Source organism: Actinoplanes sp. NPDC048967 (genome assembly GCF_040649415.1).
Taxonomy (GTDB): Bacteria; Actinomycetota; Actinomycetes; order Mycobacteriales; family Micromonosporaceae; genus Actinoplanes.
This window is the reverse complement of sequence record NZ_JBEZFL010000005.1, coordinates 141588-158624: the sequence shown is the minus strand read 5'-3', so window position 1 is coordinate 158624 and position 17037 is coordinate 141588. Positions and strand designations below refer to the sequence as shown.

General features: G+C 71.3%; 15 protein-coding genes. 4 read left to right on the top strand and 11 right to left on the bottom strand.

Annotated elements, in window-relative coordinates; genetic code table 11:
- Window positions 1-60: 60 nt before the first annotated feature.
- The 4 genes from AB0C12_RS22480 to AB0C12_RS22465 form a co-directional block, all read right to left on the bottom strand.
- On the bottom strand, window positions 61-342 hold the full coding sequence (locus AB0C12_RS22480; protein ID WP_360550881.1) for a hypothetical protein: 282 nt from the start codon (window positions 340-342) through the stop codon (window positions 61-63).
- Between the two features lie 52 nt (window positions 343-394).
- Window positions 395-1090, bottom strand: a complete 696-nt coding sequence (locus AB0C12_RS22475; protein ID WP_360550879.1) for a demethylmenaquinone methyltransferase — start codon at window positions 1088-1090, stop codon at window positions 395-397.
- Window positions 1091-1417: 327 nt separating this feature from the next.
- On the bottom strand, window positions 1418-2659 hold the full coding sequence (gene mqnC, locus AB0C12_RS22470) for a cyclic dehypoxanthinyl futalosine synthase (RefSeq protein WP_360550877.1): 1242 nt from the start codon (window positions 2657-2659) through the stop codon (window positions 1418-1420).
- Window positions 2660-2705: 46 nt separating this feature from the next.
- Entirely contained in the window at window positions 2706-3461 is a 756-nt protein-coding gene (locus tag AB0C12_RS22465; protein WP_360550875.1) for a TetR/AcrR family transcriptional regulator C-terminal domain-containing protein, read from the bottom strand.
- Between the two features lie 173 nt (window positions 3462-3634).
- Between AB0C12_RS22465 and AB0C12_RS22460 the strand changes: the two genes are divergently transcribed.
- Entirely contained in the window at window positions 3635-6709 is a 3075-nt protein-coding gene (locus AB0C12_RS22460) for a DEAD/DEAH box helicase (RefSeq protein ID WP_360550873.1), read from the top strand.
- A gap of 2 nt (window positions 6710-6711) precedes the next feature.
- Entirely contained in the window at window positions 6712-7542 is an 831-nt protein-coding gene (locus AB0C12_RS22455) for an SWIM zinc finger family protein (RefSeq protein WP_360550871.1), read from the top strand.
- A gap of 286 nt (window positions 7543-7828) precedes the next feature.
- Here AB0C12_RS22455 and AB0C12_RS22450 read toward each other — a convergent pair whose 3' ends face one another.
- Window positions 7829-9436 (bottom strand): beta-1,3-glucanase family protein, encoded by a 1608-nt coding sequence (locus tag AB0C12_RS22450; protein WP_360550869.1) that lies wholly within the window; start codon window positions 9434-9436, stop codon window positions 7829-7831.
- Window positions 9437-9597: 161 nt separating this feature from the next.
- Here AB0C12_RS22450 and AB0C12_RS22445 point away from each other — a divergent pair, with 161 nt between their 5' ends.
- Window positions 9598-10551 (top strand): aldo/keto reductase, encoded by a 954-nt coding sequence (locus AB0C12_RS22445; RefSeq protein WP_360551925.1) that lies wholly within the window; start codon window positions 9598-9600, stop codon window positions 10549-10551.
- 2 nt (window positions 10552-10553) lie between these two features.
- Window positions 10554-11528 (top strand): alpha-hydroxy acid oxidase, encoded by a 975-nt coding sequence (locus AB0C12_RS22440; protein WP_360550867.1) that lies wholly within the window; start codon window positions 10554-10556, stop codon window positions 11526-11528.
- A gap of 164 nt (window positions 11529-11692) precedes the next feature.
- Here AB0C12_RS22440 and AB0C12_RS22435 read toward each other — a convergent pair whose 3' ends face one another.
- The 6 genes from AB0C12_RS22435 to AB0C12_RS22410 form a co-directional block, all read right to left on the bottom strand.
- Window positions 11693-13228 carry a hypothetical protein gene (locus AB0C12_RS22435; RefSeq protein ID WP_360550865.1) on the bottom strand — a complete coding sequence of 512 codons (1536 nt, stop codon included), beginning with the start codon at window positions 13226-13228 and terminating at the stop codon, window positions 11693-11695.
- Window positions 13229-13284: 56 nt separating this feature from the next.
- On the bottom strand, window positions 13285-14136 hold the full coding sequence (locus AB0C12_RS22430; protein WP_360550863.1) for a menaquinone biosynthesis protein: 852 nt from the start codon (window positions 14134-14136) through the stop codon (window positions 13285-13287).
- On the bottom strand, window positions 14133-15383 hold the full coding sequence (locus tag AB0C12_RS22425) for an MFS transporter (RefSeq protein WP_360550861.1): 1251 nt from the start codon (window positions 15381-15383) through the stop codon (window positions 14133-14135). Before AB0C12_RS22425 ends, AB0C12_RS22430 begins: the two co-directional genes overlap by 4 nt.
- 39 nt (window positions 15384-15422) lie before the next feature.
- Window positions 15423-15995: a helix-turn-helix domain-containing protein gene (locus tag AB0C12_RS22420; protein WP_360550859.1), complete on the bottom strand. Its 573-nt coding sequence runs from the start codon at window positions 15993-15995 to the stop codon at window positions 15423-15425.
- A 47-nt stretch (window positions 15996-16042) separates the two neighbouring features.
- Complete coding sequence (locus tag AB0C12_RS22415) at window positions 16043-16339, bottom strand: hypothetical protein (RefSeq protein ID WP_360550857.1); 297 nt, start codon at window positions 16337-16339, stop codon at window positions 16043-16045.
- Window positions 16340-16487: 148 nt separating this feature from the next.
- On the bottom strand, window positions 16488-16958 hold the full coding sequence (locus tag AB0C12_RS22410) for a helix-turn-helix domain-containing protein (RefSeq protein ID WP_360550855.1): 471 nt from the start codon (window positions 16956-16958) through the stop codon (window positions 16488-16490).
- Window positions 16959-17037 lie beyond the last annotated feature (79 nt).

Genomic DNA, 17037 nt, shown 5'->3' with positions numbered 1-17037 from the left:
TGAAACAGTTCACAAGCCAGCCCAGTCGGAGTCTAAGACGGCCATCGAAGCGGATAGGGGTTAGGGAACCCTAACTGTTTCGGAACTGTTCCGGCTTCTCGCGAGAGCCCGCTGCAGGACCTCGCGGGCGACTCCGTCCAGGTGCTCGGAAAACGTACCGCCCATCGCGGCATCGAGCGCGACGATCAGCTCATCCACCAACCGCTGCGCCTGTTCCGGGTCCCGCACGGCCACCAACCGGATACGATGCGCCAGCTCCAGGGCCCGGCGCTCGCCCTCGTCACGGTCGTCGATCGGGACGTCGATGTCCGAGTCGTCGACCAGGCAGTCGATTGTCGTCATGTCCTCGAGTCAAACACCCCGGACCGGCGAGAACCGGGCAAACGCTCATTTTTCAGATCTTCGTGGCCCGGTGCAGGGCAACGACCCCACCGGTGAGGTTGCGCCACCCGACCCGCGCCCACGGGCCCGCGCCCGCGATGCGGGCGGCCAGCCCGGACTGGTCCGGCCAGGCGCGGATCGACTCGGCCAGATAGACGTACGCCTCCGGGTTGCTCGACACGCCGCGGGCCACGGTGGGCAGGCTGCGCATCAGGTACGACAGGTAGACGGTGCGGAACGCCGCGTTGGTCGGGTGGCTGAACTCGCACACCACCAGGCGCCCGCCCGGCCGGGTGACCCGGCCCAGCTCCCGCAGCGCCGCGCCGGTGTCGACGACGTTGCGCAGGGCGAAGGAGATCGTCACCGCGTCGAACGTGTCGTCGGGGAACGGCAGCTTGAGCGCGTCCCCGGCGACCAGTGGCACAGCCCGGCCGGCGGCCCGACCGGCCCGCAACATCCCGGTGGAGAGATCGGCACCCACCGCGTACGCCCCCGAGCGGCCCAGCTCCTCGGTCGACACCCCGGTGCCCGCGCCGACGTCGAGGACCCGCTCCCCCGGCCGCAGCCCCAGGGCGGCCCGGGTGGCCCGGCGCCAGCCGCGGTCCTGGCCGAAGGAGAGCACCGTGTTGGTGAGGTCGTACCGCTCGGCCACACCGTCGAACATCTCGGCGACCTCGTGCGGCTGCTTGTCCAGATCTGCGCGCGTCACGCCCCCACTTTGCCAGCCGCGCACATGGAAAGGGCGGGATGGTGACCCATCCCGCCCGTTCATCTTGCGTTATATATACGACCGCCATCGGTCGGGTCCGACCCCGCCGCCGACGGTCATGAGTCGTGGCGACGCTTCAGTGTTGCGGTGTTACGCAGGCAACGTAACCAGCACCAACGCGCCGGACCAGAGACACACGCGGCTCGTTACCGAGGAGCAATCAGCCCCTCACCGCTTCGCCGAGGCGCACCTGGCCGATCGGCCGGTGACCCCGGTCATCCGGCCCATCGACACCCCTCAGCGCGGGGGCCGCCGGGTCTCGAGAAGCTATCGGGCCTCGACGAGCGGCAGCTCGGTGCGGCCCGCGCCGCCGCCGGGCATCGCGATCGACGAGAAGTGCGACACCACGCGCTCGTCCGTCGGGTCGTCGGCCTCGGTCGCGTGCACCGCGAGGTGCCGGTACAGGGTGTCGCGCTGCGCCGGGACCCGGCCCGCCGTGCGGATCATCCAGATCAGCTCGTGCAGGTTCGACCGGTGCCGGGCGCCGGCCGAGGAGATCACGTTCTCCTCCAGCATGATCGAGCCGAGGTCGTCGACGCCCAGGTGCAGAGCGAGCTGGCCGACGTCCTTGCCGGTGGTCAGCCAGGACGCCTGCAGGTGGGCGATGTTGTCGAAGAACAGCCGGGAGACCGCGATGAAGCGCAGGTATTCCATCGTGGTGGCCTGGGTGCGGCCCTTGAGGTGGTTGTTCTCCGCCTGGTACGTCCACGGGATGAACGCGCGGAAACCGCCCACGCTGCCCTCGGCCTCGACCGCCGAGTCCACGTAGCCGTTCGCCACGGCGAGGTCCTGCACGTCGCGGATCATCCGGATGTGCTCGATGCGCTCGGCGTTGGTCTCGCCGGTGCCCATCATCATCGTGGCCGTGGAGCTCAGGCCGTTGCGGTGCGCGACCGCCATGACCTCGAGCCAGCGCGCGCCGGACTCCTTGAGCGGCGCGATCGCCTTGCGCGGCCGGTCGGGCAGCATCTCGGCGCCGGCCCCCGCGATGGAGTCGAGGCCGGCGGCCTTGATCCGCAGCACCGCCTCCTCGATGGAGACGCCGGAGACCTTGGCCATGTGCAGGATCTCGCTGGGGCCGATCGAGTGGATGGCCAGCTGCGGGTAGGCCTGCTTGACCGAGGAGAAGAGATTCTCGTAATACTCCACGCCGTAGTCCGGGTGATGGCCGCCCTGGAGCATGACCTGGGTCGCGCCGAGCTCGACCGCCTCGCCGCACCGGTGCAGGATCTCCTCCATCGGGTGCGACCAGCCCTCGGCGTGCTTCGGCGCCCGGTAGAAGGCGCAGAACTTGCAGGCCGTGACGCAGACATTGGTGTAGTTGATGTTGCGATCGATCAGGTAGGTGACGATCCCGTCCGGGTAGCGCCGGCGCCGGACCGCGTCAGCCGCCTCGCCGAGGGCGTGGAAGGGCGCTTCGGTGTAGAGCAGCAGCGCCTCCTCGGGCGTGATCCGCCCACCGTCGGCCCCACGCTGCAGGATGCTGTCGATCTCCGGGTTCGCCGTCACGCCCCGAAGCCTACGTCCCGGATCCGGCAGTCGTCAGCGGCGTCGGTCACTGACGCGCCGCGCTGCTGCGGCGCTCGATCAGCACCCCGAGGCCGTCCAGGACCCGTTCGAGGCCGAACGCGTACGCGTGGCCGGGGTCGAAGGCGGCACCCAGCTCGGCGCCCGCCGCGGCGCCGACCCGCACGGCCGTCGGGTAGGCGGCCGGATCGAAGACCTTCGCCAGCAGCGGGCCGTTCTCGGCCCACCACTCCTGATCACTGCGCGCGCTGCGCTCGGCCGCGGCCTGCGCGTCGGCGGCGGCCCGGGCCGAGGCCCGCACGAAGCCGAGCAGGAACGTCAGGGCGGAGTCGGTCTCCACGTCGTCGAGGCCGGTGCCCGCGAAGGCGCGCAGCTCGTGCTCGTATTTCGCCATCAGGCCGGGGCCCAGCGGCGGCCGGCTCTGCGCGATGCCCGCCGCCCACGGGTGCTGCGCGAAGAGCAGCCTGTTGTCCTCGGCCACCGCCGCCAGCCGCTCCCGCCAGGACGCGTCCGCGCTGCCTTCGCGCGACATCCGCAGGTAGACGGCGTCGAGCATCAGGTCGAGCAAGGCGGCCTTGTCCGGTACGTACGTGTACAGCGTCATCGGCACGACGCCCAGCTCCTGGGCCACCCGCCGCATGCTCACCGCGTCGAGCCCCTCGTCGTCAGCGAGCGTGATGGCGGCGTCGACGACCTGGGCGACGGTCAGGCCCTTCTTACGGCCTCGCCGGCTCGCCGGCTCGTCGAACCAGAGCAGGTCGATGGTGCGTCGCGCCTCGGCCACGGGGTGGCACTCCTTTCTTGTACGGCGTATCTTATACGGCGTCCAACTAAACGGGCTGGGGGCCCGGTGACAGTGTCCCGCCTACCGTTCGGGCTTCGCCTCGCCGGGGCGCACCTGCGCCAGGGGCGGGCTCAGTCGTTAACCTCGACAGGTCGATCGGAATCGGAGTCGCAGTGCTCGTCGTGCATGGCGTGTGGATCGCCGGTGAGTCGGCGCCCGGGAGGCTCGCGCTCTGGGCCGAGGATCCCGCTCTCCCGCTGACCACCTCTTCCCGGGCTCGTCGCCGCCCCCATCCGTTCGCGGTGCCGCCCGGAGCCCTCGCCGCGGCTTTGACCGGCTCGTCGGATGACGTCCGAGACGCGCTGGCCAAGGCCGCCGAGACGGAGCTGGTCCTGCAGCTGCCCGGCACGGCCAAGGGTCCGCTGCCGTCGCCGGAGGCCGGCAGCGAGGCGCCCGGCCGGGGTCTGCGGCTGGGGGCCTGGGAGACACCGGCCCTGGTGCTGCCGGGCGAGCTGGCGCTGACCGCCCTGGGCGCGCTGGCCGAGCCCGATCCGGACGGGCCCTGGATCGCCGCGGCGTCCCTGCGCTACCTGTGCGTGCTGGCCGGGCACGCCTGCGACATGGCCCGCCGCGGGCGGATGCTGCCGCAGCTGGTGGTGGAGTCGGGCACGCCGGCCGGCCGCTGGCGGCCGGTGCTCACCGGCGCCGACGCCGCCGGCTATCGCGACTTCGCCGCGGCCATGCCCCCGGTGTGCCGCTCGGCCGCGGTGGGCGGGTCGTCCGACGACGCCGGGAGCAGTGCCACCGGCAGTGTCGGCCGCACGTTGCGGGACGCGCTCGAGGTCCTGGTGGATGCCGCCGCCCGCTCCCTGATGCCGGAGCGGATGCTGCTGGGGCTGCGGCCCGGCCCCAGGACCGCGCTCGCCGAGCGATGGCTCTTCTCGCTGACCGGCGCCGATCCCTCCTTGCCGGGGGCCAAGCCGGCCGACGTCGCCGAGCTGTCCAAGCCGCTGGTCGGCTGGTTGCGGTCGGCGCACGACGCCAACGGGCCGATCCGGGTGAGCTTCCGGCTGACCGAGCCCCCGCCCGGCACCGACGACTGGGCGCTCGACTTCGCCCTCCAGTCGGCCGACGATCCGAGTCTCTACCTGCCCGCCGACGACCTCTGGAGCGGCACGCGCATGCCCGGCCTGCCGGCCAATCCCGACGAGACGCTGCTCGCCGGGCTCGGCCGCGCGGTCCGGCTGTTCCCGGCGCTGCACGAGGCGCTGCTGGACGCCCGGCCGGCGGCCATGGCCCTGAACACGGGCGAGGCCCACGACTTCCTCCGGCAGGCCGCTCCCCTGCTGCAGGCCGCCGGCTTCGGCGTGCAGCTCCCGGCCTGGGCCGGGCGCAAGGCGGTCGGGCTCAAGCTGACCACCCGCACCCGCAGCAAGACGCCGTCCGGCAAGGCCGCCGCCGACTCCGGGTTCGGCCTCGAGCAGCTGGTCGACTTCCGCATCGACCTGGTGATCGGCGACGGCACGGTCAGCGCCGAGGAGCTGGCCGAGCTGGCCCGGCTCAAGGTGCCGCTGGTCCGGGTCCGGGGGCAGTGGGTCGAGCTGGACGATCGCCAGCTCAAGGCGGCTCTGAAGGCCGTCGGCAAGCGCCGCGAGGGCGAGCTGACCGCCGGCGAGGTGCTGCAGCAGGTGGTCGACGGCGGCGAGGAGGATCTGCCGCTGGTCGAGGTGGACGCGGACGGCGCGCTCGGTGACCTGATCTCCGGGCAGGCGGCTGAGCGGCTCACGCCGGTGCCGACACCGCCCGGGTTCCAGGGGACGCTGCGGCCGTACCAGGAGCGGGGGTTGTCGTGGCTGCACTTCCTGGCCCGGCTCGGCCTGGGCGGCATCCTCGCGGACGACATGGGCCTCGGCAAGACGGCACAGACGCTGTCGCTGCTGCTGGCCGAGCGCGTCGATCCGGATGTGCCGGTCGCCCCGACTCTGCTCGTCTGTCCTATGTCTCTGGTCAGCAACTGGCAGAAGGAAGCCGCCAGGTTCGCGCCCGCGCTGCGGGTGCATGTCCATCACGGCGGGGCCCGCAAGCGCGACGACGATTTCCGGTCCGTGGTCGCCACGGCCGATCTCGTCATCACCACATACGGCACCGCCCTGCGGGATCTCGGCGCCCTTCGTGAGGTCCAATGGGGACGGATTGCTTGCGACGAGGCCCAGGCGATCAAGAACAGCGGCACCCGGCAGGCCCAGGCAGTGCGGGCCATCCCGGCCCGGACCAGGCTGGCCCTGACCGGTACGCCGGTGGAGAACCATCTCGCCGAGCTCTGGTCCATCATGGAGTTCTGCAATCCCGGCCTGCTGGGGCCCGCGAAGCGGTTCCGCCGCCGCTTCCAGGAGCCGATCGAGGTGCGCGGCGACGCCGATGCCACCGCCGCTCTGAAGCGCGCCACCGGACCGTTCGTGCTGCGCCGCCTCAAGACCGACAAGTCGATCATCTCCGACCTGCCGGAGAAGAACGAGATGAAGGTCTGGTGCACGCTCACGGCCGAGCAGGCGACGCTCTACCAGGCCGTGGTCGAGGACATGATGGCCGTCATCGACAACAGCGAGGGCATCCAGCGGCGGGGCAACGTGATCGCCGCGATGACCAAGCTCAAGCAGGTCTGCAACCATCCCGCCCACCTGCTCAAGGACGGCTCCCGGCTGCCCGGTCGCTCCGGCAAGCTGGCCCGGCTGGAGGAGCTGACCGCGGAGATCATCGAGGACGGCGACAAGGCTCTGATCTTCACGCAGTATTCGGAGTTCGGGACCATGCTCCAGCCGTACCTGGCCGCGCATCTCGACCGGCCGGTGCTGTGGCTCCACGGTGGACTGTCGAAGGCGCGGCGGGACGAGCTGGTCGAGCGTTTCCAGAGTGACACCGAGCCGATGCTGTTCCTGCTCTCGCTCAAGGCGGCCGGCACGGGCCTGAATCTGACGGCCGCCAACCACGTCATCCACGTGGACCGCTGGTGGAACCCGGCAGTCGAGGACCAGGCGACCGACCGCGCGTTCCGCATCGGACAGTCCCGCAACGTGCAGGTGCGCAAGTTCATCTGCACCGGCACGCTCGAGGAGAAGATCGACGCGATGATCGAGCGCAAGAAGGCCCTGGCGTCCTCAGTGGTCGGTACGGGCGAGGACTGGGTGACCGACCTCAACACCGACCAGCTGCGCGAGCTGTTCGCCCTCGACCCGGTGGCGGTGAGCTGACCATGCCCGTGGACCCGCAGGGACGCTGGTTCGACAACACCGGGCCGATCCGGGTGGACGGCGGCCTCGCCGTGCGCGCCAAACGCGGCAAGATCGGCGAGCAGTGGTGGTCCCGCCGCTTCGTCGACATCCTGGAACGCACCTGCGACCCGGGCCGGCTCGCGCGCGGACGTGCGTACGCCCGCAAGGGTCAGGTCATCGACTTCGAGCTCACCCCCGGCCGGGTTGCGGGACGGGTGCAGGGATCACGCCCGCAGCCGTACGAGGTGACGATCGCCATCCCGGCCTACGACGAGGCACAGTGGACGCGCGTGCTGGCCGCGCTGGGATCACAGGCTCTGTATCGCGCGGCACTGCTCGCCGGGGAGATCCCGCACGAGTTGGTGGACCTGTTCGACGAGCTGGAGCTGCCGCTGTTTCCGTCCACACTGGAGATGAGCTGTTCGTGCCCGGACTGGGGCACGCCGTGCAAGCACGTGTCCGCGGTGCTCTACGTGCTGGCGGAGGCGTTCGACGACGACCCGTTCCTGGTGCTGGCCTGGCGCGGACGCGGCCGGGAGGGGTTGCTGACCGCCCTGCGCGGCCTGCCCGAACCGGTCGAGACCATCGACCCGCTCGCGGTCGAGGAGGTTGAGCTGCAGACGCGTCTGACCGACTTCTACACCCCGGCCATCTCACTGAGCCGGCTGCGCGAGCGCCCGGGCCGGGTGACGGTGCCGCCGGAGCTGCTGCTGCGGGTGCTGGACGCTCCGCAGATCCGGGTCCGCCACATCCCGCTGGTTGACATCCTCCGCCCGGCGTACCGCGACCTGGCCGACCCACCGTCCACATAGGGCCGCGGATGGTTGGATCGGCCGAAATCGCGGCGACGCGCCGGCCCCATCGGCAGCCGGCGGGCGGGCACCGTCCTCCCCGATCGCGTCCGGCCCGGTGAACGCCACCGCCACCCTCCGCACCACTCGCGGGCGGTGTGGTCGACGAGGCACACCGTCGCTGTCCTCAACCGCGGCAGTGGCCGGATTCCGGTGGGCCCGCGCCCGCCGCGCAGGCCCACCGGAGACCGCGCATGACAACAGACGGGCCTGCGTATGCCGCGCAGGCCCGTCCGTCACCGCACCGTCAGCCCTTGTGCCACTTCTGGTTCGCCGAACCCCCGCAGTCCCAGAGCTGGAGCCGGCCGCCGTCCGCACCGTTCCAGTCCTTGATGTCCACGCAGCGGTTCGCCTGCGGGTTCACCAGGTCGCCCGCGCCCGAGAGCACGAACTGCTGGGCCCCCGTACCGTTGCAGGTGTAGAGCTGCACCGGCGTGCCGTTCGCCGTTCCGCCGCCGGCCACGTCCATGCACTTGTTGTTCTGCGCCTGCAGGGCGCCGCCCGCCGACGTCCACTTCTGGGCGTTCGATCCGTTGCAGGTCCACGTCTGCAGCGGCGCGCTGTCGACGAAGTTGGCGCTCGGCACGTCGATGCACTTGCCGTTCCAGTCGCTGATCAGAGCCTGTCCCCCGCCCGTCGGCGGCGGCGTGGTCGGGCCGCCCGCACCGAACGGGGTCAGAATCAGCCCGGCCGCACGCGGGTCGCCGTCGTGCACCAGCGACTCGAAGGCGCCGACATCGTCGAAGGCGAACGCGTACGCCTTACCATCGGCCATGTTCTGGTGAATGATCTTGGCGTACTGGTTGGTCGGGTTGTTCTGGTAGAACTGCGCCGCGTTGGTGCTCGGCTGGGTGTCGATGGTGCCCAGCGTGCCGCGGTTCAGCGCCGCGCAGAGGGTACGCGAGATCGGCCCCTTCACCAGGTCGTTCGGTGCCGGCAGATCACCGTCGCAGCCCCAGACGCTGGCCGACGAGGGCTTGTTGAACGACGCCACCTGCTGGCCCGCGCTGTTCGTGAAGTTCATGACGTTGCCGGAGGTCCGGCCGAAGTACTTGGTGTTCGGCTGGTCCCCGAACGGCACCACCGTCAGCGTCTTGCTGGTGTACGCGTTCCACGCCGACGTGATGTACGAGTCCAGGTAGTTCGCGCTCATGAGCCCGGCCCCGGCGGCCTTGCCCGGCGCCAGCGCCCGCAGCACGGTTCCGTCCGAGCGGGTGTAGACCGTGTTACCCCAGCCGGCCTGGGCCTTGATGCCGTTGATGACGTTGTTGCGGCCGTTGTTGAGCAGCTCGCCGGTCTTCTTCGTCGCGCCGGAGGATCCGGTCACCGTCACCGCGTGCGGCACTGCGAACATGTCGACCTGCGAGCTGTTGAGCCACAGGCCCGCGTCGTTGTAGGTGAACTCGCTCCAGTCGAACAGGATGTTGTAGTTGGCGTCGCCGCTGGCCCACGGGGCGGGCTGCACCAGGCCGTCCGGGGTGAGGAAGAACTTGAGCTTCTCCCCCAGCGAGAAGTAGACCCGCCCGGAGAAGCCGCGCGGGAAGTTGATCGTCGTGGCGCCGCCGTTGCCGGGGCCGCCGATCGCCACGTCGGGGGCGGGCGAGGGCGGGAGCGAGCCGGCCGGCCACGGGGTGAAGGCGCCGCCCTGGTTGACGTAGCCGAGGCGGTTCGTGCTCAGGTTGATGCCGATCACGTACAGGTAGACGGCTTCGCCACGGCCGGAGTTGTTGGTGACGGTGACCGGCAGCACAGCCGGGCCGACCGCTTGGGCCGGCGCGGCCGCCGCCACGGCCGCGAGCGGCACGGTGACGGTGAGCGCGGCCAGCGCATGCAGAAGTTTTGATCTGATACGCACGATGACTCCTCGGGAGACGGACGGCGCAGGGGATGGGGGACGGCTCGTGAGAGCGCTCTCACAGCATCAAATGGTTAACACTGTGTGTCAATAGACACCAGCTGATGTATTGCCAGATTATTTCGGCACCCTCGTCGGCATAGGCTCGGATCATGAGTGACATGACCTACCGCCGCCTCGGCACCTCGGGCCTGGTCGTCTCGGTCGTCGGCATCGGCTGCAACAACTTCGGCCGCAAGCTCGACGTCGACGGCACCCGGGCGGTCGTCGACGCGGCGCTCGACGCGGGGATCACGCTGTTCGACACCGCCGACATCTACGGGACCCCGCACGGCAGTTCCGAGGAGTGCCTGGGCGCGGCCTTGAAGGGCCGGCGTGACGAGGTCGTGCTGGCGACCAAGTTCGGCATGGACATGGAGGGCCTCAACGGCGCGGACCATGGCGCCCGAGGTTCCCGGTCGTACATCATCCGGGCGGTCGAGGCCTCGCTGCGCCGGCTCGGGACCGACCACATCGACCTGTACCAGATCCACACCCCGGACGAGGCCACCCCGATCGAGGAGACCCTGTCGGCGCTGGACGACCTGGTCCGCAGCGGCAAGGTCCGCTACCTGGGCAACTCCAACTTCGCGGGCTGGCAGATCGCCGACGCGGACTGGACGGCCCGGACCGCCGGCCGCACCCCGTTCATCAGTGCGCAAAATCAGTACAGCCTGTTGCACCGCGAGGTCGAGGACGAGGTCGTGCCGGCGTGTGAGCAGTTCGGGCTGGGACTGCTGCCGTTCTTCCCGTTGGACAGCGGCCTGCTCAGCGGCAAGTACCAGCGCGGCACGCCGGCACCCGAGGGCACCCGGCTGGCCCAGGAGCGGTATCAGCGCTGGCTGGACGGGGCGGACTGGGACACCATCGAGGCGCTGACCGCGTACGGCAAGGAACGCGGGCACACCCTGCTCGACGTGGCGATCGCCGGCCTCGCCGCGCAGCCGGCGGTGACCAGCGTGATCGCCGGCGCCACGACCCCGGACCAGGTACGGGCGAACGCCGCCGCCGGGCAGTGGCGCCTCACCGCGGACGACGTGGCCGCCCTGGACCGGATCCTGAACCGCGGAGCCTGACGATGCAGGAGGAAGCCGCCCGGGCGATCCTCCCCGCAGCCGTCTACGACTACTACCGGGACGGCTTCGGCGCCCAAGTCACCCGGGACGAGGCCGCGGCAGCCTGGCGCGAGTGGCGGTTCGTCCCGCGGCTCTTCCGCGATGTCTCCCAGGTCAGCACCGAGGTCGAGCTGTTCGGCGCCCGGCTCGCCGCCCCGGTGCTGGCCGGACCGACCGCGCTGCACACGCTCGCGCATCCCGAGGGTGAGGCGGCAACCGCCCGGGGCGTCGCGGCGGCCGGCTCGTTGCTGGTGCTCAGCGCCCGGGCGGGCCGGTCGCCGGCCGAAATCGCGGTGGCCGGGCCCTGGTGGTTCCAGGCCTACGTGCTCCGGGACCGGGACATCACCGAGCAACAGGTACGCGCAGCCGTCGCCGCCGGGGCGGGCGCGATCGTGCTGACCGCCGATGCCCCGTTTGTGCACCCGCGGTCGGTACCGCAGGCCGGTGCGCTGTCCCCGGCGACCCGACCGGTGGGCCGGGAGCAGGATCCGGCCCTCGAGGCCGGCGCGATCGGCTGGCTGGCGGCGATCTCCGGCCGGCCGGTGCTGGTCAAGGGTGTGCTCGGGGCCCGGGACGCGTCGGCTTGTGTCGAGGCGGGCGCTGCCGGGGTGATCGTCTCCAATCACGGCGGCCGGCAGCTGGACCGGGTGGTCGCTACCGCGCGGGCGCTCGGCCCGGTTGCCGAGGCGGTCGCGGGCCGGGTGCCGGTGCTGGTGGACGGCGGCATCCGGGACGGCGGCGACGTGCTGACGGCATTGGCGCTGGGTGCGCGGGCGGTGCTCATCGGCCGCCCGGTGCTGTGGGCCCTGGCCACCGGCGGCGCGGACGGCGTCCGTGACTGCCTGGATTACTACCGCACCGACCTGGCCCGGACGATGGCGCAAGCCGGCTTACCGGCGATCAGCGACATCGACGCCGACGTGATCACCCGGCCCTGACCGAGCGGCCGAGCCGGCCCGGCCCGACCCGACCCGCGACCCCGGGCAGCCAGACCAGCCAAGCCGGCCACGACGCACGCCCGGCGGGATCGACCGGCCGGCGGGACGACGCCCGCCCAGGACGGAAGCAAAACCGACCGGCGGGCCCACCCGCCCGAGCGGAATCAGACCGGCCGGCGACGACGGGTCAGCACCAGCGCCAGCGCACCCGTCAGCACGAGCATCATCCCCACACCAGCGATCCGCCCGGCCGGCGCACCCGTGATGGCCAGCCCACCGCCGGACCCGCCACCGGTGCCACCGGAACCGCCGCCCGAGCCGCCGCCCGTGGTCAGCTTGACCTCGATCTTGGCCACGTTGTTGGTCGTCTTCTGGTCCTGCACGCCACCGTCGACCGTGATCGAGCCCTCGTCCTCGTTCTCGCCGTCCTCGATCTTGGCGGTGAACGAGAACAGCTGCTGCTCCCCCTTGGCCAGCTGCTTGCTCGCCACGCACAGGTAATCGTGGCCGCTGACCTGGCCGGGCTGGTCCCAGCTGGGGTCGCCGTCGCCGTTCGGGACGCAGTGCTTGTCCACCTTGGTCAGCGCCAGGCCGGACGGGATGCGCACCTTGGCCGCGTGGATCCACGACGTCGTGCGGCCGAGCACGGTGGCCGGGCCGTCGTTGCGGAAGCCGACCTTCACCGTACGGGTGTCGCCGATCTTGCCCTCGAAGTTGTCGCCGATGGCCACGCTGTCGGCCGCGTTGAGCGGGACCTTCACCTGGAACGAGGTCGCGTTGTCCCATTCGTTCAGCTCGCGCTGACCGGCCGCGAGGCTCTGCGCGGCCGGCACCAGTTGGAGCTTGGCGCCCGGCTTCCTGGCTGCCTTGGTCGCCGCGGCGAGGCCGGCTTCGTCGTCGTCGAGGCCCAGGGCCGCCACGCCGGCGGTGTAACTCGCCGGGCCGGGGGCAGCCACGTCGGCCGCGACGGTGAGCGGGGTCGTCGGCGACATGCCGAAGGTCGAGCCCGGCGCGAGGGTCAGGTCGAAGACGCAGACGATGCCGGGCAGGTCCTCGGCCTTGACGCAGTTGCTGTAGTTGTTCGGATACGAGATGTAGCGCGGGCCGGCCAACGCGAGGGCGACACCCTCGGCGGCCTTGTCGCCGTTGTTACGGACCGAGATCGGCAGCACGGCTGACTTGCCCGCAGCCAGCTCGATGTCCGGGATGCGGGCGGTCTCGAGGTCGACGCCGGCCGCTTCGCGCACCACCGTGACGGTGGTCGACTCCTTCCACGCGCCCCCGGCGTCGTGGACCACCAGACCGATCGCGGCCCCGGTCGCGGGCAGCGCGGCAGTGGGCGTCACCGTGAACGAGAAAGCCTTGCGGGCGCCCGGCGCGAGGTCGCCGATCGCGCACCCGGTCGCGGTGCAGCCCGGCGCGGGCTTGAAGCCGAGGCGCGGGTCGATCGCGGTGCCGGCGAGGGCGAAGTCGAGGGTCAGGCCGGTCGCCGCGGTCTCGCCCGCGTTGACGACCTCGAACGGCACGGTCTTGGTGGCACCGCTGGTGGTGACCACCCGCTCGGGCGCCGAGATCTCGATCGTCGGCCGTTCGGCCGCGGCCTCGGCGCGTGCCGGGGTGGCCGCGCCGACGGCGGTCAGCCCGATCATGGCGAGGGGCAGCGCGAGGCGGATCGCGAGATTGTTCGGTCGGGTAGCCACCGGTCAATGCTCCACTGCGGACCGACGCGGCGCTACCCCCTGAGGAGCAAAGCGGTCTATACCTGGGCGAAGATCGGCCCGTCGGCCGGCAGGGCCGGCGCCTCGCCGCGGGCGGCGGCCCGGCGGGCGAACTCGCGCACCCCGGCCACCTGCCGCTCACCCAGCGAGAAGTCCAGGGCCCGGAAGTACGTGGCCAGCGTCGCGGCGTCGAACGGCTCCCAGCGCGCCGCCGCCTCGGCCACCTCGTCCAGCTCACCGAGGCAGAGATCGCGTGAGCGCTGGAACGCCTCGTGCACCTCCTTGACCACACCCGGGTGGGCGGCGGCGAACTCCTTGCGGACCGCCCAGACGGCGAAGACCATCGGCAGGCCGGTCCACTCCTTCCACGCCTGCGCCAGGTCGATGACCTGCAGGCCGAGCTCCGGGGCCTCGTACATGGCGCGCAGGGCCGGGTCGCCGATCAGCACCGCGGCGTCGGCCTCCAGCAGCATCTGGTTGAGCTCCGGGGGGCAGCGGAAGTATTCGGGCTCGGCGCCGTACTGCTCGGCCAGCAGCATCTGGGCCAGCAGCACGCCGGTCCGCGACGTCGAACCGAGCGCGACCGGGCGGCCGTCCAGCTCGGCCGGCGGCCGGGTGGACACCAGGTTGACCGACAGCACCGGCCCGTCGCTGCCGACCGCGAGGTTCGGCAGCAGCAGCAGGTCGTCGGCGTTGCGCAGATACTCGACCAGGGAGATCGGGCCGATGTCGAGGTCGCCGGCGACCAGGGCGGCGTTGAGCCGGTCCGGGGTGTCCTTGTGCAGGTCGACGTCGAGCAGCGCGCCTGAGCGCATGAGGCCCCAGTAGATCGGCAGACAGTTGAGGAACTGGATGTGGCCTACCCGGGGTCGCCGGACTACGTCGCTCATGGTCCGACGCTATCTCCGGCGGGTTGCGCGGGCCGGGGCTCCACCCGCGGCGAGGGACCTATCTCACGTTCGGCCCGGCGGACGACGGGCAGGCAGACGGCCACCGCGACCAGCCCGGCGAGCCCGGCCGCGGCGACCAGCGGCCGCGGCGCGAAGTGGTCGACGAGCGGCCCGCCGACCAGGTAACCCACCATGCCGGCGCCCTGAACGGCGGCGCCCATCGCGGCGAACGCCCGTCCGCGGGCGGCGGCCGGCACCCGTTGGGCCATGACCACGCTGGTGAAGACGTTGATGCCGCCGTTGCAGATGCCGCCGGCGAACCAGAGCGGCACCAGCAACAGCGCGTGCCACACGCCGGCCCCGGCCAGCACGGCGGCGCAGGTGGCCCCGGCCAGCAGCAGCGAGATCCGCACCAGCCGTCCGGGCTGGGTCCAGCGCCGGCCGAGCCGGCCGAACAGCAGGGCGCCGGCCAGCATCCCGGCGGTCCAGGTGCCACTGACCAGGCCGAACACCGTGGTGGAGGCGCCGAGAGTCGCCCGGATGAAGAAGACCTCGATGACGTTGATGGCGTCGACGCCGGCCACGACGGCCGCGATCGCCCCGACCATCACGGCGACCAACCTGTCGTCGCGCAGCCGCCAGGAGACGGGCACGGCCGCGGCGGGCCGGGCCGCGGGCGATCTCCGGGTACGGATGAGCAGCCCGGCCACCACCAGCGACAGGTACGAGACGGCGTCCAGCAGCAGCGGCACCCGTACGCCGAACTGCCCCACCAGCACCCCGGCCAGCGCGGGAGCGATCAGCATGCCGATCAGTCCCGCCGTCTGGTTGATGCCGCTCGCCTTGGCCAGATCCTCCCGCCGGACCATCGCCGGCAGCAGCGCCGCGAGGGTGGGTTGGGTGACCGCGAGCCCGCTCGCCAGCACCGCGACCAGCGCAATGATCACCAACGAGTGCTCGGCGAAGGCCAGCGCCGTGCACACCGCGGCCTGCCCGATCCCCGCCACGATCAGCAGCTTGCGGCTGTCCACCCGGTCGGCGATCCGGCCGGTCACCGGGGCCAGCACCGCCAGCGGCAGGGCGGCGGCGAGCAGCAGCCCCGAGACGGCCACCCCACCGGCCCCGGCCTGCTGCAACGCGAGCGCAAGAGCGGTGGCCGCCAGGAAGTCACCACAGGCGCTGACGCCCCGGGCGCCGGCGGCGAGGTAGACGTCACTCCAGCGCGAGCCGTCAGATGTGAAGGACATACTTCGAAAATAATCCTTCGCATCTGCTCAGCACAAGGGCTACTCCACCGGGAAGACGGCGTAGTGCACAGCGACCGGCCGCGCGTCCGCGGGCGCGTCCGCGATCCGCTCCCGCCGCCGGTACGGCGCCAGCACCTCCTTGACCCGCCGGTTGACCTCGGCCAGCTCCTCGGCGTTGAGCAGCAGCATCGGACTCATCAACGCGCTCGCCTCCTGCCAGGTCTTCGGCTCCTCGTGCGCCCGCGCGACCCACTCCCGCAACCGGGCGAAGTCGCGGTTCAGGTAGACATCGACCAGCGCCCGCTGACTGGCCCGGGTCTCCGGCTCGTTCAGGTCACCGTCGACGTTGAGCCCCGAGGTGGTGCTGCGCCAGACCCGTTCGCGGCCGTCCCCGCGGCTCGGCGCCTGCTCGACGAGCCCGTACCTGGCCAGCTCACGCAGGTGATAGCTGGTCGCACTGGGCGACAGGCCGACCAGCCCGGCACATTCGGTGGCGGTGACGACCGCCCCGGTGCTGCCGAGATGCTCGATGATCGCGATCCGGGCCGGGTGCGCGAGAGCCCGCATCACCTTCGGGTCGGTGATCCGTGTGGTGGGTTGCCCGTCAGCCATGCCACCCATGATCCCGCGTCACCCGCGGCCCCGACGCACCCGGGCGATCAGAGATGCCGGCGCAACTCTGCAGCGAAACGCGGCACGCCGGTGCGCTCGAGCAGCACCAGCACGCCGGGAACGCTGGTCGGCTCCCGCCGATAAGAGGCGGCCTGCTGACGCAGGACCGCCAACGTCAGACCCGGATAAAGATCCAGCTGATCGAGCCGAAACTCGTCCGGATGCACGGCAATGATGTCGTCAATCAGGGACTCATAACCCGTGACCAGCGCGTCAGGAAACGACCGCGTCATCAGGGCGATCCGCCGGTCAACCTTGTCGGCAGGAATCCCCCGTTGGATCACGTTACGCCGTAGTTCCTCCAGGACGGTCCAACGACCACAGCGGCCGGTAGGCAGAGGCTTCGGCCAGGCGGAGCAGCGTGTCAGCGAGGTAGGCCGGATAGAGAACGCAGGTGTCAAGAAAGGCGGGGAACGGCACGGTGGCGGTTCCTTATCGGGTCGGTCTCGGGGTGGCGGTGGACTCGTACAGTCCTGCCTCCTCCCCCTCTGACGCCATCCGGTCCAGCGCTTCACGGCGTTCGGTTCGCACGCGCTCCTGGTAGGCGAGGACGTCGCGGAGCATCACCCGGCGATGCCTTCCGCGCATGGTGTACGAGATGTCGCCGTCCGTCAGGAGCCGGACCAGGGTAGGCCGCGAGATGTTGAGCAGGTCGGCTGCTTCCTGAGTGGTCAGCATCGTGTTGTGCGGTGCGATGGAGATCGCCATCCCCTGGGACAGCGCCCCCACCACGTCTCGCAGGATGCCGTAGAGATCGTCCGGGATCTCGATCTCCGTGCCGTCCGGGCCGACCAGCCGAGCCCGCGTGGGAGCCGCCACCGCGGCCAGACCGCGAGCGAAGCGGGCCATATCGGCAGGGTCGTCGGGGGGCAGCACGGTCCGTTCGCGCAGGACACCGGTCATGAAATGAGCCTACCGCTAAACGAAAAAAACGAAAGACGAAATTCGGTGGCCGAGGGCGGCGGGGTTGCGTATCGTACGT